The organism is Paenibacillus litoralis (assembly GCF_046244365.1).
Classification (GTDB): Bacteria; Bacillota; Bacilli; order Paenibacillales; family NBRC-103111; genus Paenibacillus_V.
On record NZ_CP176395.1, the window covers coordinates 5,246,718 to 5,263,590 of the forward strand.

Annotated in this window: 19 protein-coding genes; all 19 read right to left on the reverse strand. The window is 51.0% G+C overall.

All coding sequences use genetic code 11. The features are described from left to right. Nucleotides 1-5 precede the first annotated feature (5 nt). The 19 genes from ACKGJP_RS22070 to ACKGJP_RS22160 all read right to left on the reverse strand — a co-directional run bounded on the left by ACKGJP_RS22070 (nt 6) and on the right by ACKGJP_RS22160 (nt 16,853). Nucleotides 6-467 carry a chemotaxis protein CheW gene (locus ACKGJP_RS22070; RefSeq protein ID WP_409340954.1) on the reverse strand — a complete coding sequence of 154 codons (462 nt, stop codon included), beginning with the start codon at nt 465-467 and terminating at the stop codon, nt 6-8. 29 nt (nt 468-496) lie between these two features. After that, complete coding sequence (locus ACKGJP_RS22075) at nt 497-2,533, reverse strand: chemotaxis protein CheW (RefSeq protein WP_409340955.1); 2,037 nt, start codon at nt 2,531-2,533, stop codon at nt 497-499. Nucleotides 2,534-2,586: 53 nt separating this feature from the next. Next, the gene (locus ACKGJP_RS22080) at nt 2,587-3,675 is read right to left on the reverse strand and encodes a chemotaxis response regulator protein-glutamate methylesterase (RefSeq protein WP_409340956.1); all 1,089 of its coding nucleotides are present in this window, start codon (nt 3,673-3,675) and stop codon (nt 2,587-2,589) included. 48 nt (nt 3,676-3,723) lie between these two features. Then, a complete protein-coding gene (locus ACKGJP_RS22085) occupies nt 3,724-4,596 on the reverse strand; it encodes a MinD/ParA family protein (protein WP_409340957.1) in 873 nt (290 codons plus the stop codon). Beyond that, complete coding sequence (gene flhF, locus ACKGJP_RS22090; protein WP_409340958.1) at nt 4,589-5,983, reverse strand: flagellar biosynthesis protein FlhF; 1,395 nt, start codon at nt 5,981-5,983, stop codon at nt 4,589-4,591. Before flhF ends, ACKGJP_RS22085 begins: the two co-directional genes overlap by 8 nt. Beyond that, on the reverse strand, nt 5,980-8,013 hold the full coding sequence (gene flhA, locus ACKGJP_RS22095) for a flagellar biosynthesis protein FlhA (protein ID WP_409340959.1): 2,034 nt from the start codon (nt 8,011-8,013) through the stop codon (nt 5,980-5,982). The genes flhF and flhA overlap by 4 nt, the downstream gene beginning before the upstream one ends. A gap of 21 nt (nt 8,014-8,034) precedes the next feature. Then, a complete protein-coding gene (gene flhB / locus ACKGJP_RS22100; protein WP_409340960.1) occupies nt 8,035-9,162 on the reverse strand; it encodes a flagellar biosynthesis protein FlhB in 1,128 nt (375 codons plus the stop codon). Then, entirely contained in the window at nt 9,163-9,939 is a 777-nt protein-coding gene (gene fliR / locus ACKGJP_RS22105) for a flagellar biosynthetic protein FliR (protein ID WP_409340961.1), read from the reverse strand. Between the two features lie 14 nt (nt 9,940-9,953). Beyond that, on the reverse strand, nt 9,954-10,223 hold the full coding sequence (gene fliQ, locus ACKGJP_RS22110; RefSeq protein WP_409340962.1) for a flagellar biosynthesis protein FliQ: 270 nt from the start codon (nt 10,221-10,223) through the stop codon (nt 9,954-9,956). Nucleotides 10,224-10,246: 23 nt separating this feature from the next. Then, complete coding sequence (gene fliP, locus ACKGJP_RS22115; RefSeq protein WP_409340963.1) at nt 10,247-11,026, reverse strand: flagellar type III secretion system pore protein FliP; 780 nt, start codon at nt 11,024-11,026, stop codon at nt 10,247-10,249. Then, on the reverse strand, nt 11,023-11,637 hold the full coding sequence (locus tag ACKGJP_RS22120) for a flagellar biosynthetic protein FliO (RefSeq protein WP_409340964.1): 615 nt from the start codon (nt 11,635-11,637) through the stop codon (nt 11,023-11,025). Before ACKGJP_RS22120 ends, fliP begins: the two co-directional genes overlap by 4 nt. 31 nt (nt 11,638-11,668) lie before the next feature. Further along, entirely contained in the window at nt 11,669-12,031 is a 363-nt protein-coding gene (locus tag ACKGJP_RS22125) for a response regulator (RefSeq protein WP_409340965.1), read from the reverse strand. Nucleotides 12,032-12,055: 24 nt separating this feature from the next. Continuing rightward, on the reverse strand, nt 12,056-13,312 hold the full coding sequence (fliY, locus tag ACKGJP_RS22130) for a flagellar motor switch phosphatase FliY (protein WP_409340966.1): 1,257 nt from the start codon (nt 13,310-13,312) through the stop codon (nt 12,056-12,058). After that, nucleotides 13,302-14,303 carry a flagellar motor switch protein FliM gene (gene fliM / locus ACKGJP_RS22135; RefSeq protein WP_409340967.1) on the reverse strand — a complete coding sequence of 334 codons (1,002 nt, stop codon included), beginning with the start codon at nt 14,301-14,303 and terminating at the stop codon, nt 13,302-13,304. Before fliM ends, fliY begins: the two co-directional genes overlap by 11 nt. A gap of 36 nt (nt 14,304-14,339) precedes the next feature. Beyond that, nucleotides 14,340-14,813 (reverse strand): flagellar basal body-associated FliL family protein, encoded by a 474-nt coding sequence (locus ACKGJP_RS22140; RefSeq protein ID WP_409340968.1) that lies wholly within the window; start codon nt 14,811-14,813, stop codon nt 14,340-14,342. Then, nucleotides 14,814-15,035: a flagellar FlbD family protein gene (locus ACKGJP_RS22145; protein WP_409340969.1), complete on the reverse strand. Its 222-nt coding sequence runs from the start codon at nt 15,033-15,035 to the stop codon at nt 14,814-14,816. A gap of 58 nt (nt 15,036-15,093) precedes the next feature. After that, nucleotides 15,094-15,921, reverse strand: a complete 828-nt coding sequence (flgG, locus tag ACKGJP_RS22150) for a flagellar basal body rod protein FlgG (protein WP_409340970.1) — start codon at nt 15,919-15,921, stop codon at nt 15,094-15,096. 96 nt (nt 15,922-16,017) lie between these two features. Beyond that, a complete protein-coding gene (locus ACKGJP_RS22155) occupies nt 16,018-16,398 on the reverse strand; it encodes a TIGR02530 family flagellar biosynthesis protein (RefSeq protein WP_409340971.1) in 381 nt (126 codons plus the stop codon). Then, nucleotides 16,398-16,853, reverse strand: a complete 456-nt coding sequence (locus tag ACKGJP_RS22160; RefSeq protein ID WP_409340972.1) for a flagellar hook capping FlgD N-terminal domain-containing protein — start codon at nt 16,851-16,853, stop codon at nt 16,398-16,400. Before ACKGJP_RS22160 ends, ACKGJP_RS22155 begins: the two co-directional genes overlap by 1 nt. Nucleotides 16,854-16,873: the final 20 nt, after the last annotated feature.

The window sequence follows — 16,873 nt, forward strand, 5'->3', positions numbered from 1 at the left end:
CGGCTCTACTCCTCGATATGTTCCAGTTGGATGATTTCACTCTTATTCAGCACTTCTTCCAGGTTCAGCAGCACCAGCAGCCTGTCCTCGCCGATTCTAGCCACACCGCGTAAATATTTCGCCTTGACGCCGCCCACGATTTCCGGCGGATCCTCTACCGAATCCGAGTCGACATCGATAACGTCGCTTGCCGAATCGACAACCAAGCCGACTTCGATATCCTTAATATTAATGATGATAATCCTCGTTTGATCGGTGGGCTCGGTTTCTTCAAGGCCGAAGCGTCCGCGCAAATCGATGATCGGCGTGACGACGCCGCGCAGGTTGATTACCCCTTTGACGAAATGGAACGTTCTCGGAACACGGGTCATCGGCATGATGCGCTCGATGGTTTTCACCTTTTCGACTTCTACCCCATATTCTTCGCTGCCGAGCGTAAACACGATCACTTTCATTTCTTCACTCATGATAAGCCCTCCTCGATTCGGGTCTGTTGTTATTTGATCAACGCGTTCGGGTCGATAATGAGCGCTACTTGTCCGTCTCCCAGTATCGTGGCGCCGGATACGGCGAAAATGTTCGTTAAGTATTTGCCGAGCGACTTTAGTACGATTTCTTGCTGGCCGATAAAGTCGTCAACTTGCAGCGCCGCCACTTTATCGCCCTTGCGTACGATTACCATATGTAATTCTTTGCTGTTCTCATCCGTGTCCGGCACTTTGAAAACATTGCTTAGCGATACGATCGGCACGACACTCTTGCGGTAATCGATCAAGCGGCTGCCGTGAATGACGCGCACTTTGTCGGCGGGAACAGCCATCGTTTCGACGATCGAGGAGAGCGGAATGGCGTATTTCTCGCTTCCGATTCGCACAAGCATCGCTGCGATAATGGAAAGCGTAAGCGGCAGCTGTACGGAAAATTTCGTGCCGGAGCCAAGCTTCGAATCCACGTGCACATGGCCGCCGAGCGATTGGATTTTGGTCTTGACGACGTCCAGTCCGACACCGCGTCCGGATATGTCGGAAATTTTATCAGCCGTACTGAATCCGGAGGCGAAAAGCAGCTGATAGACTTCCTGATCGGTCATTTTTGCTGCCTGTTCTTGCGTAATGACGCTATTCTTCAGCGCCGTTTTCAATACCTTTTCGCGGTGAATCCCTTTCCCGTCGTCTTCGATTTCGATGAATACGTGGTTTCCGCTATGAAACGCCCTAAGCTGAATCGTCCCGGTATCGTTCTTTCCGGACGCCAGGCGATCCTGCACGGATTCGACGCCATGGTCGATCGCGTTGCGAAGCAAGTGGACGAGCGGATCGCCGATTTCATCGATAACGGTCCGGTCGAGTTCGGTTTCCGCGCCCGTGATGACAAGATCGACTTTTTTGTCCAGCGACTTGGCGATGTCGCGGATCATCCGCGGGAACCGGTTAAACACCGTTTCGACCGGAACCATTCTGAGCTTGAGCACGATATTTTGCAGATCGCTGCTGACTCTCGCCATATGCTCGACCGTTTCGATCAGATCGTTCCGCCGGATTTCGCCCGCCAGCTGTTCTAACCTTACGCGATCGATCAGAAGCTCGCTGAATAAGTTCATGAGCGTATCCAACCGTTCGATATCGACGCGAATCGTTCGATTGGCCTGGCCGCCTCCGCCTTGCGCGGGAGCTGCGGGTTTTTCGCCGGACGGCTTAGCGGCTTCAGCCTGCTGCTGCGCTTGGACGGGCGAAGCCGCTGACGGACTGCCGTGCTGCGCGCCGTTCTTTGCGATTTGGCGCAAATTGTCGGCTGTCATGGCAACGACTTTAACGGAATCGATTTCGGATACGTCTCCGATCAGCTTCTCAAGCTGTTCCTTGCCGACGTTCGATATGTAATAAACCGCAAACATGTCGTCGAATTTCTCTTGCTCGATTTCTTCGACGCTCGGTATGGCTTTAATAACCTCGCCGTTCTGTTCGAATTGGTTAAATACCATATAAGCGCGAGCCGCTTTAAGCACACAATCCTTGCGCACCGTCACTTCGACATAAAATACGCTCAAGCCCGCTTCGATCGACTGCTCCATAATGGAATACTGGAATTCGTCGACATCCGACTGCTTGCCGGAATCCGTTTTTGCAGCCGCGCCTTGCTGTTTGCCTTCATAATCGCCCGATACGATCGATTTGAGCATCGTGACGATTGGCGAAACGTCTAACCGGCCGGTGCCGCCTTCAATAATATCGTTAACCATCGACTCTAGCGCGTCCAAGCTTTTGAACAGCACGTCAAAGATGTAGGCGTTCATGTTCAGCTTCAAGTTCCGCACCAGATCCAGCACATTTTCCATTTGATGCGTCAGCGAGGCAATATCTTCATACCCCATTGTCGCGGACATCCCTTTGAGCGTATGAGCCGAACGGAAAATGTTATGTACGATGCTGATTTCGTTAGGCTGCTGCTCCAAAGCCAGCAGGTTTTCGTTCAGCGCCTGCAAATGATCTTTCGATTCATCAATAAACATTGATAAATATTGATTCAATTCCACTCTCAACACCTCCACGAAGATCGATCGATTGCGTACGGAACCGACGCTATTCCTTAATGCATGACTGCCTGAACCAACTTAACCGGAATATCCTGCTGACGCAAAACGTGCATGACGCACTTTTTCTCGACAGCTGCTCTCGGCATACCGTAGACCACGCAGGTTTCTTCCGATTCGGCAATCGTCGTTTCGGCTCCGGATAGCTTGAGTGCGGCCATTCCACCAGCCCCGTCGCTGCCCATACCGGTCATCAATACGATATGTCGGCGCAGCTCCGTAAAGGAAACGAGCGATTCAAACAACCTGTCGACGGAAGGACGATGTCCGGAACGAAGCTCCTCTTTCGTGATCCGCAGCTTATAGCCTCTGGCGCCGTCATGCGACAACGTCATATGAAAGCCGCCGGGAGCGATATAAGCCGTTCCGTTCTGCACCTGCATCCCGTCGGCCGCTTCCACGACTCGAATGGCGCATACCGTGTCAAGCCTCTGGGCCAGCGATTTCGTAAAGTTCGGCGGCATATGCTGCACGATCAAGACCGGAGCCTTGAATGCGGCAGGCAGTTGGACCAGCACCTGCTGTAAAGCTCTCGGACCGCCGGTTGACGTACCGATCGCAACGAGATGCTCGATCTTGTCCGTTTGCGGCACAAAGCTGGACGGTTTCTCAGCCGGTTCTGCCTGTTTTTTGGATACTGGCAGTACGGATTCCGGGATGCGGGTCCCGAAAGGCAGCTTCCTGACTCTCGAAACCGCTGCGGCAAGCAATTTTTCATGCAAAAGCGCCTTCACTTTATGGATGTCCAAGGAGATGGAGCCGGAAGGCTTTCTCACAAAATCGACCGCTCCCCATTCGAGCGCCAAAATCGTTTCGTTAGCGCCTTCCTGCGTCAAGCTGCTCAGCATGACTACCGGCGTCGGCTGCTCCCTCATGATGATGCGAAGCGCGTCAAGCCCGTTCATCTCCGGCATTTCGACGTCCATCGTAATAACATCCGGTTTAAGCTGCTTCGCGAGTTCCACAGCCTCAATGCCGTTCTTGGCCGTAGCGATAACCGTAAATTGGGGATGCTCCGCGATCATATCGGATATCATTTTTCTCATGAACACGGAATCATCGACTACTAACACCCGGTAAGGCATGGCTCTCCCCCTTCAATGATGTATTCTCTATATGAGCTTAAGAGGACTTTATTTTAACAATCGGATCATCCGGTTCAAGAACCCCTTCACCCCGTTTGGCTCGGCAGCGCTCGCTTGCGTCTGGCCCGACAAGAAACGGTTTGCCAGCTCGCGTATGCTTTTGGCTGCATCGCTGTTCGGAAACGCTACGGTAAAAGGCACCTGCTTGCGAACCGCCTTGGACACGCTGATATCGTCCGCCACGAAACCTAGCGTCGGGATGTCGATGTCCAGAAATTGCCTTGCCACCATGCTGATTTTTGCGGCCGTTTCCCTGCCTTCCCGATCGTCCGAAACCCGGTTGACGACCAGCCGAAACGGCACGTCGTATTCCATTTTCGTCACCATCTTGATAATGGCGTACGCGTCGGTAATGGCGGTAGGCTCCGGCGTCGTAACGACGATCGTTTCCTGCGCGGCCAAAATAAATTTCAGCGTTTCCTTCGACAAACCCGCCCCCGTATCGAAAATCATATAGTCGACATGCCCGTTTAACTGACTCACTTGCTCGGAGAAGTAATCGAGCTCCTGCTCGGTTAAACGAAGCAGATCCGTGAAGCCTGAACCGCCGGCTATGAATTCGATGTCGTGATGCCCTTTTTGGATGATTTCCCAGATGGTCTTTTCCCTTTTGAGCAGGTGATACAAGTTGTACTTCGACGAAATGCCCATTAACACGTCGATATTGGCGAGCCCGATATCGGCGTCGAAGATGAGCACCTTAAAACCTCTGGATTGCAGCGTTAGAGCAAAATTAAGCGTAAAATTCGACTTGCCTACGCCGCCCTTGCCGCTTGTCACGGTAATGACTTTCGTCGCCCGGTTCGCCGCTTCGTGCCTGGAAAGAAGGAGGTTTCGCAAGCTTTGAGCCTGGTCATTCATCGGCGTCATCCCCCAGAATCAGGTCGATGATTTTGCCGCCCTCCGCCAGCGCGATATCCTCAGGCACATTTTGTCCGTTCGTCAAATACGAGAGTTTGAGCGGATATTCCCGGATCAGATTGATAACCGGACCGTACGTGTCCGTCTCGTCCATCTTGGTAAAAAGCACTTTCTCGATTCCATACTTCGTAAAATTGCTTGCGATCATATGCATATCCCGATATTTGGAGGTAAGCCCCAGCACCAGGAAAGTCTCGGTTTGTCCGGATTGCTGAAGCAGCGCGTTCAGCTCCGATACGTACAGCTCGTTGCGGAAGTTCCGTCCCGCCGTATCCATCAAAACAAGCTCGCAATGCTCCAAACGTTCATAAGCTTTACGCAAATCTAGCGGAGACGAAACCACCTCAAGCGGGATGTCCAAAATGGTTGCGTACGTTTTTAACTGCTCGACCGCCGCGATCCGGTAGGTATCCGAGGTAATGAAGCCGACCTTCCGTTTATGCTTAATCACTTGCTCGGCAGCCATTTTGGCAATCGTCGTCGTTTTGCCGACACCGGTCGGACCTACGAAATGCGCCAGCCGCGTTTGTTCGGACAGCTTGTAGCCTTTGCGGTCAGGGATCAGCTGAAGGAGGACCTCTTTAGCCGTTTGCCTGACAAAGGATGACGTCAATTCGTGCCCGCCGGCCTCCGCCCGCTCTTGGACCGCTTCAAGCACCGCCTTCACGATATCGTCCGCAACTTCCTGCTCCCGCAATCTCGTATCGAGCTTTTCCAGAACAGGGTCGAGAGGCGGGCCTCCGACTCCCGCTCCGGCCAGCGACAACTTCGACATCATGGCCTTCATCAGCCGGATTTCCTGAAGGAGCTCGTCTTTGTTTGCCTGCTCGGGCGGACGTGCCTTTTCCTGTCCGGCCGAAGGGCGCTCCCGTACTACAACGGCCTCAACATTTGCCGGAGCCTTCTCGGCGACGATAGGACTTGCGGCCGGACGGCTTACATCCGCCATCGGCTGCGGGGCGGTTCTCGGCACTCTTTGTAAAGGAGGCGGGACGATCGGAATATCGTTATCGTTCGCTTTCATGACATCGGGCACATAAGGCATCCGCTGGTCAAGCACCGCGACCGATTGCTTCCGATTCATGGCCGCCGCTACTTCGCTTACTTGCTTGAGAGCGGAATTCAAATCTTTTTTGGGTGGGCCGGCAGGCGAGACGCTCGAGTCGATGGCGGCAATGACTTCGATCTTCTTCTTGCCGAACATGCCTAGAAATCCGCCGGAACGTACTTCCTTCGTATTTAAAATGACGGCGTCCTTCCCCAAGTCGGTGCGGATGCGCTGCAGCGCATCCGGCATCGAATCGACAACGTAGCGCTTCACCCTCATAAGTTGACAACCCCCATGCTTTGAATTTCAACGTTCGGCTCAAGCTCGCTGTAAGACAGCACCGGTATATCCTGCAGCGTTCTTTCGAGCAGTTGGCGCAAGTACATCCGAATGGTCGGAGACGTTAATAAAATAGGCGATGTTCCGGATTGGACGGCTTTCGTCACTTGCTCGGTTACGCGGTGGTGGATGAGCTGAGACGTAGACGGGTCGAGCGCCAAATAGGAGCCATGCTCCGTCTGTTGGACGGCCTCCGCGATCTTTTTCTCAAGCGTCGGACCGACCGTTATGACCTTCATGGCATCGTCGGACGCGGCGTACTGAAGCGTAATTTGTCTGGATAGCGCCTGACGCACATATTCCGCAAGAACATCGGGATCTTTGGAATAAGTTCCGTAATCGGCCAATGTCTCCAGAATCGTAACGAGATCGCGCACCGACACTTTCTCGCGCAGCAGCTTGGACAATACTTTCTGTACGTCTCCAACCGACAGCACGCTCGGGATCAGCTCATCGACAAGCGCAGGGTAAGCCTCTTTGACGTTGTCGATAAGCGCCCTTGTTTCTTGGCGTCCCAGCAGCTCATGGGAATGCTTCTTGATGACCTCCGTCAGGTGCGTCGCCACGACGGACGGCGGGTCGACAACCGTGTAGCCCGACAGTTCGGCGCGTTCCTTGGTCGGCTCGTCGATCCACATGGCCGGAAGACCGAACGCCGGCTCCGTCGTTTCGATACCCGAGATGGATTCGTCATCGTAACCGGCGCTCATTGCCAGGTAATGATTAAGTAATAATTCACCTCTGGCAACCGTATTCCCTTTAATTTTAATGACGTATTCATTCGGTTTTAGTTGAATATTGTCGCGAATTCGGATAACCGGCACAACGATGCCGAGCTCCAGCGCGCATTGTCTTCGAATCAGGATAATCCGGTCGAGCAGATCTCCTCCTTGCTGCGTATCGGCAAGCGGAATGAGTCCGTAGCCGAACTCGAATTCGATCGGATCCACCTGCAGCAAGCTGATGACGCTCTCCGGACTGCGGACTTCTTCGATCTGCTGCTCTTCTTCCTTCTTCTCTTCCTCAACCTGCTGCCGCTGCAGCGTTTGCTGCATTTTGAGCGCGGCATAAACAAGTACGCCCGCTATCGGCAGCGCAATATACCAGTGAATCGGCGTGAAAATACCGAGCGCCGTTATCGTTCCCGCCACGATGTAAAGCAGCTTTGGCTGGGAAAGCATCTGCTTGGAAAGGTCGGAAGCCAGATTTCCTTCCGAGGAAGCGCGCGTAACGATGATACCCGCTGCCGTAGAGATAAGCAGAGCTGGAATTTGGCTGACCAGCCCGTCGCCGATCGTTAATGTCGAGAACAGCTTTGCCGCTTCGCTGAACGACTTGTCCAGAAAAAGCATACCGATTATAAGACCGCCGATCAGGTTGATCACGAGGATGATAATACCCGCGATCGCGTCCCCTTTAACAAATTTGCTGGCACCGTCCATCGCCCCGTAAAAATCGGCTTCCCGCTCGATTTTTTGCCTGCGCTCCCGCGCTTGCTGCTCGTTGATGAGACCGGCGTTCAAATCGGCGTCGATACTCATTTGCTTACCTGGCATCGCATCGAGCGTAAACCTTGCAGCTACTTCGGCAACGCGCTCCGAGCCTTTGGTAATGACGATAAATTGCACGATGACGAGAATCAAAAAGACGACAAAGCCCACGACAATATTGCCTTGGGCAACGAAACTGCCGAACGTCGCCACAACGTTCCCCGCTTCGCCATGAGACAAAATGTTCCGCGTCGTCGAAACATTAAGCGCAAGCCGGAACAAAGTCGTCACAAGCAAAAGCGTCGGAAATATGGAAAACTGCAGAGCGTCCTGCGTATTCATGGCAACTAACAAAATTAGCAGCGCCACGGATATATTGATGATCAATAATACGTCCAGTAAGCCGATCGGTATCGGGACAACCATCATGAGCACGATCCCGATAATCCCGACAAGTACCGATAAATCTCTTGCTCTCACTATCGATGCCCCCTTTATTCGCTATTTGGTCTTGTTCTTAAGTTTATACACATAGGCCAGTACCTCGGCCACCGCTTGGAACAAATCGGGAGGGATCGATTGCCCGATTTCTACCTGATCGTGAAGCGCGCGCGCCAGCGGGCGGTTCTCCATGGTTACGATGCGGTTCGCCTTGGCGATTTCCTTAATTTTCAAAGCTATGTAGTCCGTACCTTTGGCAAGCACGACCGGAGCTTCCATCTTCCCGGATTCGTACTTGAGCGCAACGGCGTAGTGAGTCGGATTCGTAATGATGACATCCGCCTTTGGAACCTCCTGCATCATGCGCTGCATGGCCATCTTCCGCTGCCGCTCTTTAATCTTGCCTTTAATATGCGGATCGCCTTCGGTGGATTTATACTCGTCCTTAATGTCTTGCTTGGACATCTTCAAGTTTTTCTCGTGTTCGTATTTCTGGTACAAGTAGTCGAAAAGAGCTAGAACGATAAGCGTGCCGCCGATTTCCAGTCCAAGCTTGAGCGTCAGCCCAGCGACATAGGCGAATATCGATTCCAAAGGAACATGGGCGAGACCTAAAATGTTCTCCTTTTCGCCCCATAAGGTCAGATAAACGATTAAACCGATTATCGTAACCTTCAGCATCGATTTAATAAAATCGACGACGGCCCGCATGCCGAAAATGCGCTTAGCCCCTTCGATCGGATTGATCTTGTTGAATTTCATCTTCAGCGGATCGCCTGTAAACAAAAAACCGATTTGGATATAATTCGCCGCGAAAGCAATCACGACCGTAATGAGAAATATCGGAGCCAGCAAAATGAGCATTTCAACCATAAATTGAGTAGCCATGGAAGTGATGTTCGAGATGGACAATTCCATTAGCATGTAATCGTGAAACGTATCTACAAACAGCTTATAAATACGCTCCTTGTAAAAACCGCCTAGCATCATGAAGGAAAAGAAGCTAAAGAGCAAAATAAAGGCGGAGGGCAGCTCCATGCTTTTGGCCACTTGCCCTTTTTTCCGCGCATCCTGTCTCTTTTTCGGTGTGGCCGATTCCGTCTTCTCGCCGGCGAACAACTGCAAATTCATCTGAAACCGGAACGATGACACGAAAGAACCTCCAGCCTCGCCAAGTCGTATCCGCATTTACCGCAGCAAGCCGGTCATGTGGTGTACGGCTTTAAACATTTGATCGAACAACTCGGAGAAGAGATTGAAAAAGCCTGGGATCAACAGGATCAGCATAATAAAGCCGACGATGACCTTAAGCGGCATCCCGATGACGAAAACGTTGAATTGCGGCGCCACCTTCGTTAAGATGCCGAGCCCTACATCCACCAAGAACATTGCGGTAATGAACGGTGCGGCCATTTGAAAAGCCAAGGCAAACGCCTTCGAGAAGGAAGTTACCAAAAATTCGTTCACGCTGCCGTCATACAATTTGGCAAACAGGTCGCTCGATAAGGGTACCCACTCGTAGCTGTCCAAAATGGCTGCAATCAAGTAGTGGTGGCCGTTCAGCGCCAAAAAAAGAAGCGTCGCGATAAAGAACTTCAGATTGCCCAGAAGCGGCGCTTGAGCGCCCGTCATCGGATCGATGATATTGGCAATGCCGAATCCCATCTGCAAATCGACGAACGAACCCGAAATTTGGACGACCGTAAAAAACAGGTAAGCGATAAAGCCCAGCAAGAGCCCTATCACAATTTCCTTCATGATGGAAATCGCATATAAGGCGTCTATAGCAGCAGGCTGAGCGGCGCTTTGCGAAGCGACGATAATGAACGATAGAAAGACCGACAGTCCTATTTTGTAATGCGCGGGTACGTGTCTGGCCGAAAAAATGGGAGTCACGACAAAAAAGGACGTGATTCGACAAAAAACAAGCAAAAAAGAAGGTAAATACAGCAATATCATTTCCATGACCGTTGTCCAACCTAGCTAATGTATTTATGCAAGTTATCCAGCAGCCGAAACGTAAAATCGACAAGCGTCGTTAATATCCATGGTCCAAAAACAAGAATGGACAGCAGTACGGCAACGATCTTCGGAACGAAGGCCAGCGTCTGCTCCTGAATCTGCGTCGTGGCTTGAAATACGCTTATGATCAAACCGACGACCAATCCGATGAGCAGCATAGGCGCACTCGCCTTCAGGACGGTGTAGACGGCTTCACCGGCCAATCGGATGACAAACTCGGCACTCAATACGATTTTCCTCCCATTCGACGTCAGGTAGTAAAGCTAAGCAAGAGTGACTTGACGACCAAATACCATCCGTCTACCAAAATAAACAATAATATTTTGAACGGGAGCGAAATCATTACCGGCGGAAGCATCATCATCCCCATAGCCATTAACGTGCTGGAAACGATCATATCGATGATTAGAAACGGAATAAAGATCATAAATCCCATTGAAAATGCCGTTTTGAGTTCGCTGATCGCATAAGCCGGCACAAGCGCCGTCATTGGCGTATCCTCGATACTGGTAGGCCGTTCCGACTTGGAATAGTCCAAGAACAGCTGCAAATCCTTCTCCCGCGTATACTTGCCCATAAACTGCTTCATCGGGATCGCCGCTTTTTCTAAGGCTTGCGTTTGATTCAGCTCGCCTTTGAGATACGGCTGCAGGGCTACATCATTGATCTCCCCTAACGTAGGCGCCATTACGAATAAGCTCATAAACAATGCTAGACCGATTAAAACCTGATTTGGCGGCATCTGGTTCGTCGCAAGCGACGTCCGGACGAATCCTAGCACAATCACGATTCGGGTAAAGCAGGTCATCATAACGAGGATAGCCGGCGCTAAGCTTAAAACCGTTATGAGGAGAACGATGGCGATCGTGTTAGACGATCCCGCTGCGCCTGAAGTACCGCCGTCTATGCCGATCTTAATTTCCGGAATCGGGTTCGTCGCCGGGTCGGCGGCAAAAGCGACAGAAGCCGTTAGTCCAACCAGCAGCTGCGCAAGCAATAAAACGAAGACAACCTTTTTAAAGGAATTCATTTGTTATCATTCAACCGATCTGCGCGATATTCATCCTGTGTCAACTCGTCGATCCGTTCTTTTCGGCCGGAAACCTGTTTCATCCGATCGGCAAAAAGCTCATGAAAAGAAGCAGGCAGTTCTTCTTCTGTCTGCTCTTTTTTGCGGAGCGAGCGAACCCATTTGGCAAAACTCGTAAAGCTTTGCAAATCTACCGGAGCTTTAGGCGCCATATTGTCCCGGATCTGCTCGATTTCGTCAGGATCGCTGATTTGGGAAATCAATTGCACGTTATCGCCTACTCCGAGTACAAACAGGCTGTTTCCAATCTCGACGATTTGGACCGATTTGTTCTGTCCGAGAGCGACGCCACCCAAATTTTTCACGGCGCGTCCGGTAGAAAATTGCTTGTTTTTTTTGGCGATAAACTTAATGATGACGAAAAACAATCCGATAATAAGAAGTAGAAAAAACATGACTTGGAACAGCATGCCGTAAACGCTGAAGCCGTCCCCGACAGGGGGAGCTTCCTCCTGTGCGGCAAAGCTGCTTTGCGTAAAGCCAAGTAGCACGACGGAGCTGAACAGCGTAAGACTAACCGTACGATTTTTCAAGCTGAGCAAAGCTTCCATCCCTTTCCATTCCCGCTAACCCTGCCGTCGCTTAGCCTAAAGTCTTCTTGATTGCTTCGATGACGCGGTCATGTTGAAACGGTTTTACGATGAAGTCTTTTGCGCCCGCTTGGATGGCATCGATAACCATCGCTTGCTGACCCATGGCGGAGCACATGATGACCTTTGCATTTGGATCGATTTTTTTGATTTCTTTAAGCGCGGCAATGCCGTCCATTTCCGGCATCGTAATATCCATCGTCACCAAATCCGGACGTACTTCCTTATATTTTTCTACCGCTTGCAAGCCGTCGTTCGCCTCGCCGCATACCTCATACCCGTTTTTGGATACGATATCGCGAATCATCATTCTCATAAATGCTGCGTCGTCTACAATAAGAATTCGTTGTGCCATGTCTGTTCAGTCCTCCTGAAATGGTTATTGTAACTTTTGAATGCGATCCCACTGATTGATAATGTCGGTAACGCGAACCCCGAAGTTCTCGTCGATGACGACAACCTCGCCTTTTGCGATAAGCTTATTGTTGACTAGAATGTCAACCGGTTCCCCTGCAAGCTTATCAAGCTCGATGATCGAGCCTTGAGACAAATCCAATATATCTTTTATTACCTTTTTGGTTCTGCCGAGCTCTACCGTTACTTTAAGCGGTATGTCGAGCAGCAGATTCAAATTGGTATCGTCCCCTAGATGACCTGATTGCTGCGTGAAGTTCGTAAATTGCGCAGGCTGCACATTTACATTCCGGTTGTTCATCGCCCCGTAAGTTGCCGGCGACGGCTGCGCCTGATACATAGGCGGCTGCTGGTACATCGGAGGCTGTTGATACATCGGCTCCTGGTACATGGGCTGTTGGTGCATAGGTTGCTGCATCGGCGGCTCCATATATGGGGCAGGCTCCGCAGCTCTAGGCGGAGGCGATTGATGCGTCGGCGCAGGCTCATGAACCGGCTTCGGCGCTTCGGCGACACTCGCAGGCTCGTCCATCGATGCGCCTCCCATCAGCGTTGCGACCATATCTTTCGCAAACGACACCGGCAGAAGCTGCATAATGTTGGAATCGATCAAATCTCCGATTGTCAACCGGAACGAAATTTTGATAAAAATATCTTCGGGCGGCAAACTCTGTTCGGAGTCCGCTTGAGCGAAGTTCAAAATATCGATGCCAGGCGGCGAAATATTAACGAATCGGTTGAAGATGGTCGACATGGAAGTGGCCGAGGAACCCATCATCTGATTCATGGCTTCCTGCACGGCGCTAATATGTATTTCGCTGAGCTCGGCGTCTCCCGGGTGCCCGTCCCCGCCCATCATCAGGTCCGCGATGACTTGAGCATCCCGCGTTTTGATGACAAGCAAATTGATGCCATGGAACCCGTCGACATAATTGACATGCACGGCGACGTGAGGCTTAGGAAACTCGTATTGCAGCTCATGCTTGCTGATGGTAGAAACCTTCGGCGTCGTAATATCCACTTTCTTACCTAGCAAGGTAGAAAGGGCGGTTGCAGCGCTCCCGAACGTAATATTGCCGATTTCGCCGAGCGCGTCCTGCTCGAGTGACGAGAGCAATTGGTCCAAACCCGGGGCTTCCGAAGATTCGTTCTGGCTATCCGACGTTTGTCTAAGCAAAGCGTCTATCTCTTCTTGTGACAAATAATCTTTACTATTCGTCATGTTCTTCTTCGACTCCTTCGCTCACGATTTCGGTAACTTGGACGGCCACTTTGCCTTTCACCGTACCGGGACTGCCGATAAACTTGAGCTTGTCCCCAACTTTGATGTGCAAACCTTGATCCACGGGCTTATCCAGCGAGATGACATCCCCTACGGCCAAATTCAAAAATTCATGAACGCTTATTTCCGAATGGCCTAGTTCGGCGATCATCGACAGCTTCGCTTTGTTTACCCTTTCCTGGAGTGCGTCCGACTCCTCCACCGTCTTCGTCTTCTTGTGCGTCACGAACATGTGATGCACGGACAGCCTTGGCATAATCGGTTCGATTACGACGTGGGGGATACATAGATTGACCATCCCTGTCGTATCGCCGATCTTCGTGCTCAGCGAAATGAGCGCGATCGTATCGTTCGGGGAGGCGATCTGCATGAACTGCGGATTCGTCTCCAGCGCTTCCAAGCGCGGGTACAACTCGACGACCGTCCGCCACGCTTCGGTCAACGACTCCAGCGCGCGGCTGAACATTTTTTCCATAATGATCGTATCGATTTCCGTTAACGCGCTGATTTTCGACGGTGCGGCTCCGGAGCCGCCGAGTAAACGATCCAGCATCGCATAAGCTACGTTCGGGTGAATCTCAAGCACCATTCTGCCTTCCAGCGGCTCCGCTTCAAATATATTTAAAATCGTCATCTTCGGGATGGACCTTATAAATTCATCATAAGGGAGTTGTTCGACACCGACAACATTTATTTGCACAAAAGTGCGCAATTGCGTCGAAAAATATGTCGTCAAATACCGCGCAAAATTTTCATGGATTCGCGTCAAGCTGCGGAGATGATCCTTTGAAAAGCGGGTAGCGCGTTTAAAGTCATATACTCTGACTTTTTTCTGGGTCTCCTCTTTCTTTAGCTCTTCCGCTTCCATTTCTCCGGAAGACAGCGCTGCTAGCAGGGCGTCTATCTCATTTTGTGAAAGAACGTCAACCAACGGGCTCACCTCCTTCATGACGTCTCAAATGATCGATTATTGTACGATGATGTCCGTAATGGAGACTTGCTTTAGCTTCCCTTCCGTCAGGACAGGGTTAATTTTATTCATCAGCGTTGCCGTCAAGCTGTCTTGTCCCTTGCTGCCGGAAACTTGTTCCCGCGTCATGTCGGCAAGCGTAAGCGTAATGATCGATTTCACCTTGAAATCCAGCTTTTCGAATTCTTCTTTCGCTTTTTTCGAGTCAAGCTCGAAAGCGAAGCTCGCTTTGATGATTCTGTCTTTTTCCGATAAATTCGTCACCACGTCTTTTAGAATGAATGTGTTGTCTTTAATTTGAGAGGCCGATAATTTTTTGCCCTGAACCGATTCGACGGCGCTTTTCGGGTCGGCATCTTCCGCTTTGTCTTTTTTGTCCATATAGTTCCAAAGGACAAAAAAAGCGGTCAAAATCAAGGTGATGACAATAAGCATCGCGATTACGATCTGGAACAACTTGCTCTTAAACAACTAAGACCCCTCCACATCCTTACTCGTTATCGTGCCTCTTACCGCTCCGATGCGCTGCATGTAATCGGCAACTAAGCGAATCACGTCGGATACCTTTTCGAGAACAACGATTTTTTTTCCCGTCGTGAGGATAAGCATCGTTTCGGGAATTTCATCGATCGTTTCGATCATTAAGGCATTTACGGTTATTGGCTTCCCATTTAAACGGGTGACGGTAATCATCAATTCCCTCCGTTTCGATAATGAGGGGGTTGGGTCGCAACCCCCTCATCGATTCCTATTATCGTTTCAGGTTAACAACTTCCTGCAAAACTTCATCGGAGGTAGTAATGATACGGGAATTCGCTTGGAAACCCCTTTGAGCCACGATCATCTCGGTAAACTCGGCCGTCAGGTCGACGTTGGACATTTCGAGCTGACCGGATATGATAGCGCCCGTTCCCGTTTCCGGATTATTGGCTTCAATAATCTCTTGCGCGCTGTCAGGGTTAGCGTTCGGCGTCATCCGGTACAAATTCCCTCCGACTTTGTCGAGGCCGCCCGGATTCGCTACTTTCACGACGCCGATGCGCATGCCGTTATCGATCGTCCCGTCGTTCAGCTTCTTGTTAATCGTACCGTCTTGACCGATACTGAACTCCACCACGGTCGTGAAGTCTATCGTAATCGGTTCGCCGCCCGGCTGGGTGACGAGCAAGCCCGAGCTATTCACGAGATTCCCCATGGCATCGACTCTAAAGCTTCCGTCACGGGTAAGGTACGCTTCCTCTTGACCTTGACCGGCATTCATTTTTACCGCGAAAAAGCCGTCTCCGTCGATCCGCAAGTCCGTTGGCACGTTCGTTGTCATCGCACTGCCCGGCGTATGAATCGTATCGATAGCGCCGATCGTAACGCCGAGACCGATCTGTTTGGCGTTTACGCCGCCCGTTTCGTTACCGTCCGGAGCAGTCATCCCTGCGGACGTTTGGCTTAAAATATCTTTAAACATTACCCGACCGGCTTTGAACCCGGCCGTATTGACGTTGGCGATGTTGTTGCCGATGACATCAAGCTTCGTTTGAAAGCCGCGCATTCCGGAAACGCCAGAGTACAACGATCTCAACATAACTTATTATCCTCCTCGTCTGTCTAACCAAGTACTATGTACAGCAGGCTGCTTCATTCGATCGGCAGCCGTGAGGGCTTCCGTGTAGGGCCAGCCCTAGGACAATATTACAGCGCTGTCGATTTGCGTAAATACGTTCTCTTTCATGGAATCGCTGTCCATAGCCGTAACGATGGTGCGATTTTTGACGTTTACGATAAAAGCCATATTGTCGTAGACGATAAGCGATTCTCTAGAGCCTTTCATCGCGGCTTTGTCGACAGCCGTTTCGATTTTGGCCATTTGCTCGGGCTTCAGTTCGATTCCCCGCTGTTGCAGGCGTACTTCCGCATGGTGACTGAGCTTGACCATGCTCTTATGCAGCATGTCGTCGAACCTTGGAGCTTGCTTCGTCACCGGCGCCGAATGCGCTATAGGCCGTTGTACAGGCGCTTTGCTTGCATTCGGATAAAGCTGACCGATCGATAGGCGTTCCATTAGTTCTTAATCTCCGGATCCCAGATTTTCAGCAGTTTATCCAGAGAAATTTCTTCCCCTTTTACACTCGCGTACTGTATGCCCTTCTTGAACAGCAGCGCATCCACAACGCCTTCTTTCTGAACTTTGACGCCAGAAGCGTCAATCGCCTCCCAGCTTACCGATTTACCGATCAAGCCCGGCGTCAAACCTAGCGACTGGCGCAACAGCTTCATTTCGTTCGCCATATTCGAGATCTGCTCCACCGAGGTGAACTGCGCCATCTGGGCGATAAATTCCTTATCCTGCAGCGGCTGCATCGGATCCTGGTTTTTGAGCTGGGCAATTAAAATTTTCAAAAAGTCATCCTTGCCCATCGTGCTGCTGTCGGCCTTGTTCGCCGTGCCCTTTTTGTCGATATTCGTCTTGGAGTAGTTGGGCCAAACATTGCCTGTTGAAAATACCGCATCTGCCATTGTTTCACCTCCGCTAGCTT

What these genes read in the sequence shown, in the direction of transcription:
- ACKGJP_RS22125 (WP_409340965.1), bottom strand. Translation starts at nt 12,031, where the DNA reads ATGGCACAACGAATTCTTATTGTAGACGACGCAGCATTTATGAGAATG.
- flhF (WP_409340958.1), bottom strand. Translation starts at nt 5,983, where the DNA reads ATGAGGGTGAAGCGCTACGTTGTCGATTCGATGCCGGATGCGCTGCAG.
- fliY (WP_409340966.1), bottom strand. Translation starts at nt 13,312, where the DNA reads ATGACGAATAGTAAAGATTATTTGTCACAAGAAGAGATAGACGCTTTG.
- ACKGJP_RS22070 (WP_409340954.1), bottom strand. Translation starts at nt 467, where the DNA reads ATGAGTGAAGAAATGAAAGTGATCGTGTTTACGCTCGGCAGCGAAGAA.
- ACKGJP_RS22160 (WP_409340972.1), bottom strand. Translation starts at nt 16,853, where the DNA reads ATGGCAGATGCGGTATTTTCAACAGGCAATGTTTGGCCCAACTACTCC.
- ACKGJP_RS22080 (WP_409340956.1), bottom strand. Translation starts at nt 3,675, where the DNA reads ATGCCTTACCGGGTGTTAGTAGTCGATGATTCCGTGTTCATGAGAAAA.
- flhB (WP_409340960.1), bottom strand. Translation starts at nt 9,162, where the DNA reads ATGCGGATACGACTTGGCGAGGCTGGAGGTTCTTTCGTGTCATCGTTC.
- ACKGJP_RS22120 (WP_409340964.1), bottom strand. Translation starts at nt 11,637, where the DNA reads ATGGAAGCTTTGCTCAGCTTGAAAAATCGTACGGTTAGTCTTACGCTG.
- fliP (WP_409340963.1), bottom strand. Translation starts at nt 11,026, where the DNA reads ATGAATTCCTTTAAAAAGGTTGTCTTCGTTTTATTGCTTGCGCAGCTG.
- flgG (WP_409340970.1), bottom strand. Translation starts at nt 15,921, where the DNA reads ATGTTGAGATCGTTGTACTCTGGCGTTTCCGGAATGCGCGGCTTTCAA.
- ACKGJP_RS22085 (WP_409340957.1), bottom strand. Translation starts at nt 4,596, where the DNA reads ATGAATGACCAGGCTCAAAGCTTGCGAAACCTCCTTCTTTCCAGGCAC.
- fliR (WP_409340961.1), bottom strand. Translation starts at nt 9,939, where the DNA reads ATGGAAATGATATTGCTGTATTTACCTTCTTTTTTGCTTGTTTTTTGT.
- ACKGJP_RS22145 (WP_409340969.1), bottom strand. Translation starts at nt 15,035, where the DNA reads ATGATTACCGTCACCCGTTTAAATGGGAAGCCAATAACCGTAAATGCC.
- ACKGJP_RS22155 (WP_409340971.1), bottom strand. Translation starts at nt 16,398, where the DNA reads ATGGAACGCCTATCGATCGGTCAGCTTTATCCGAATGCAAGCAAAGCG.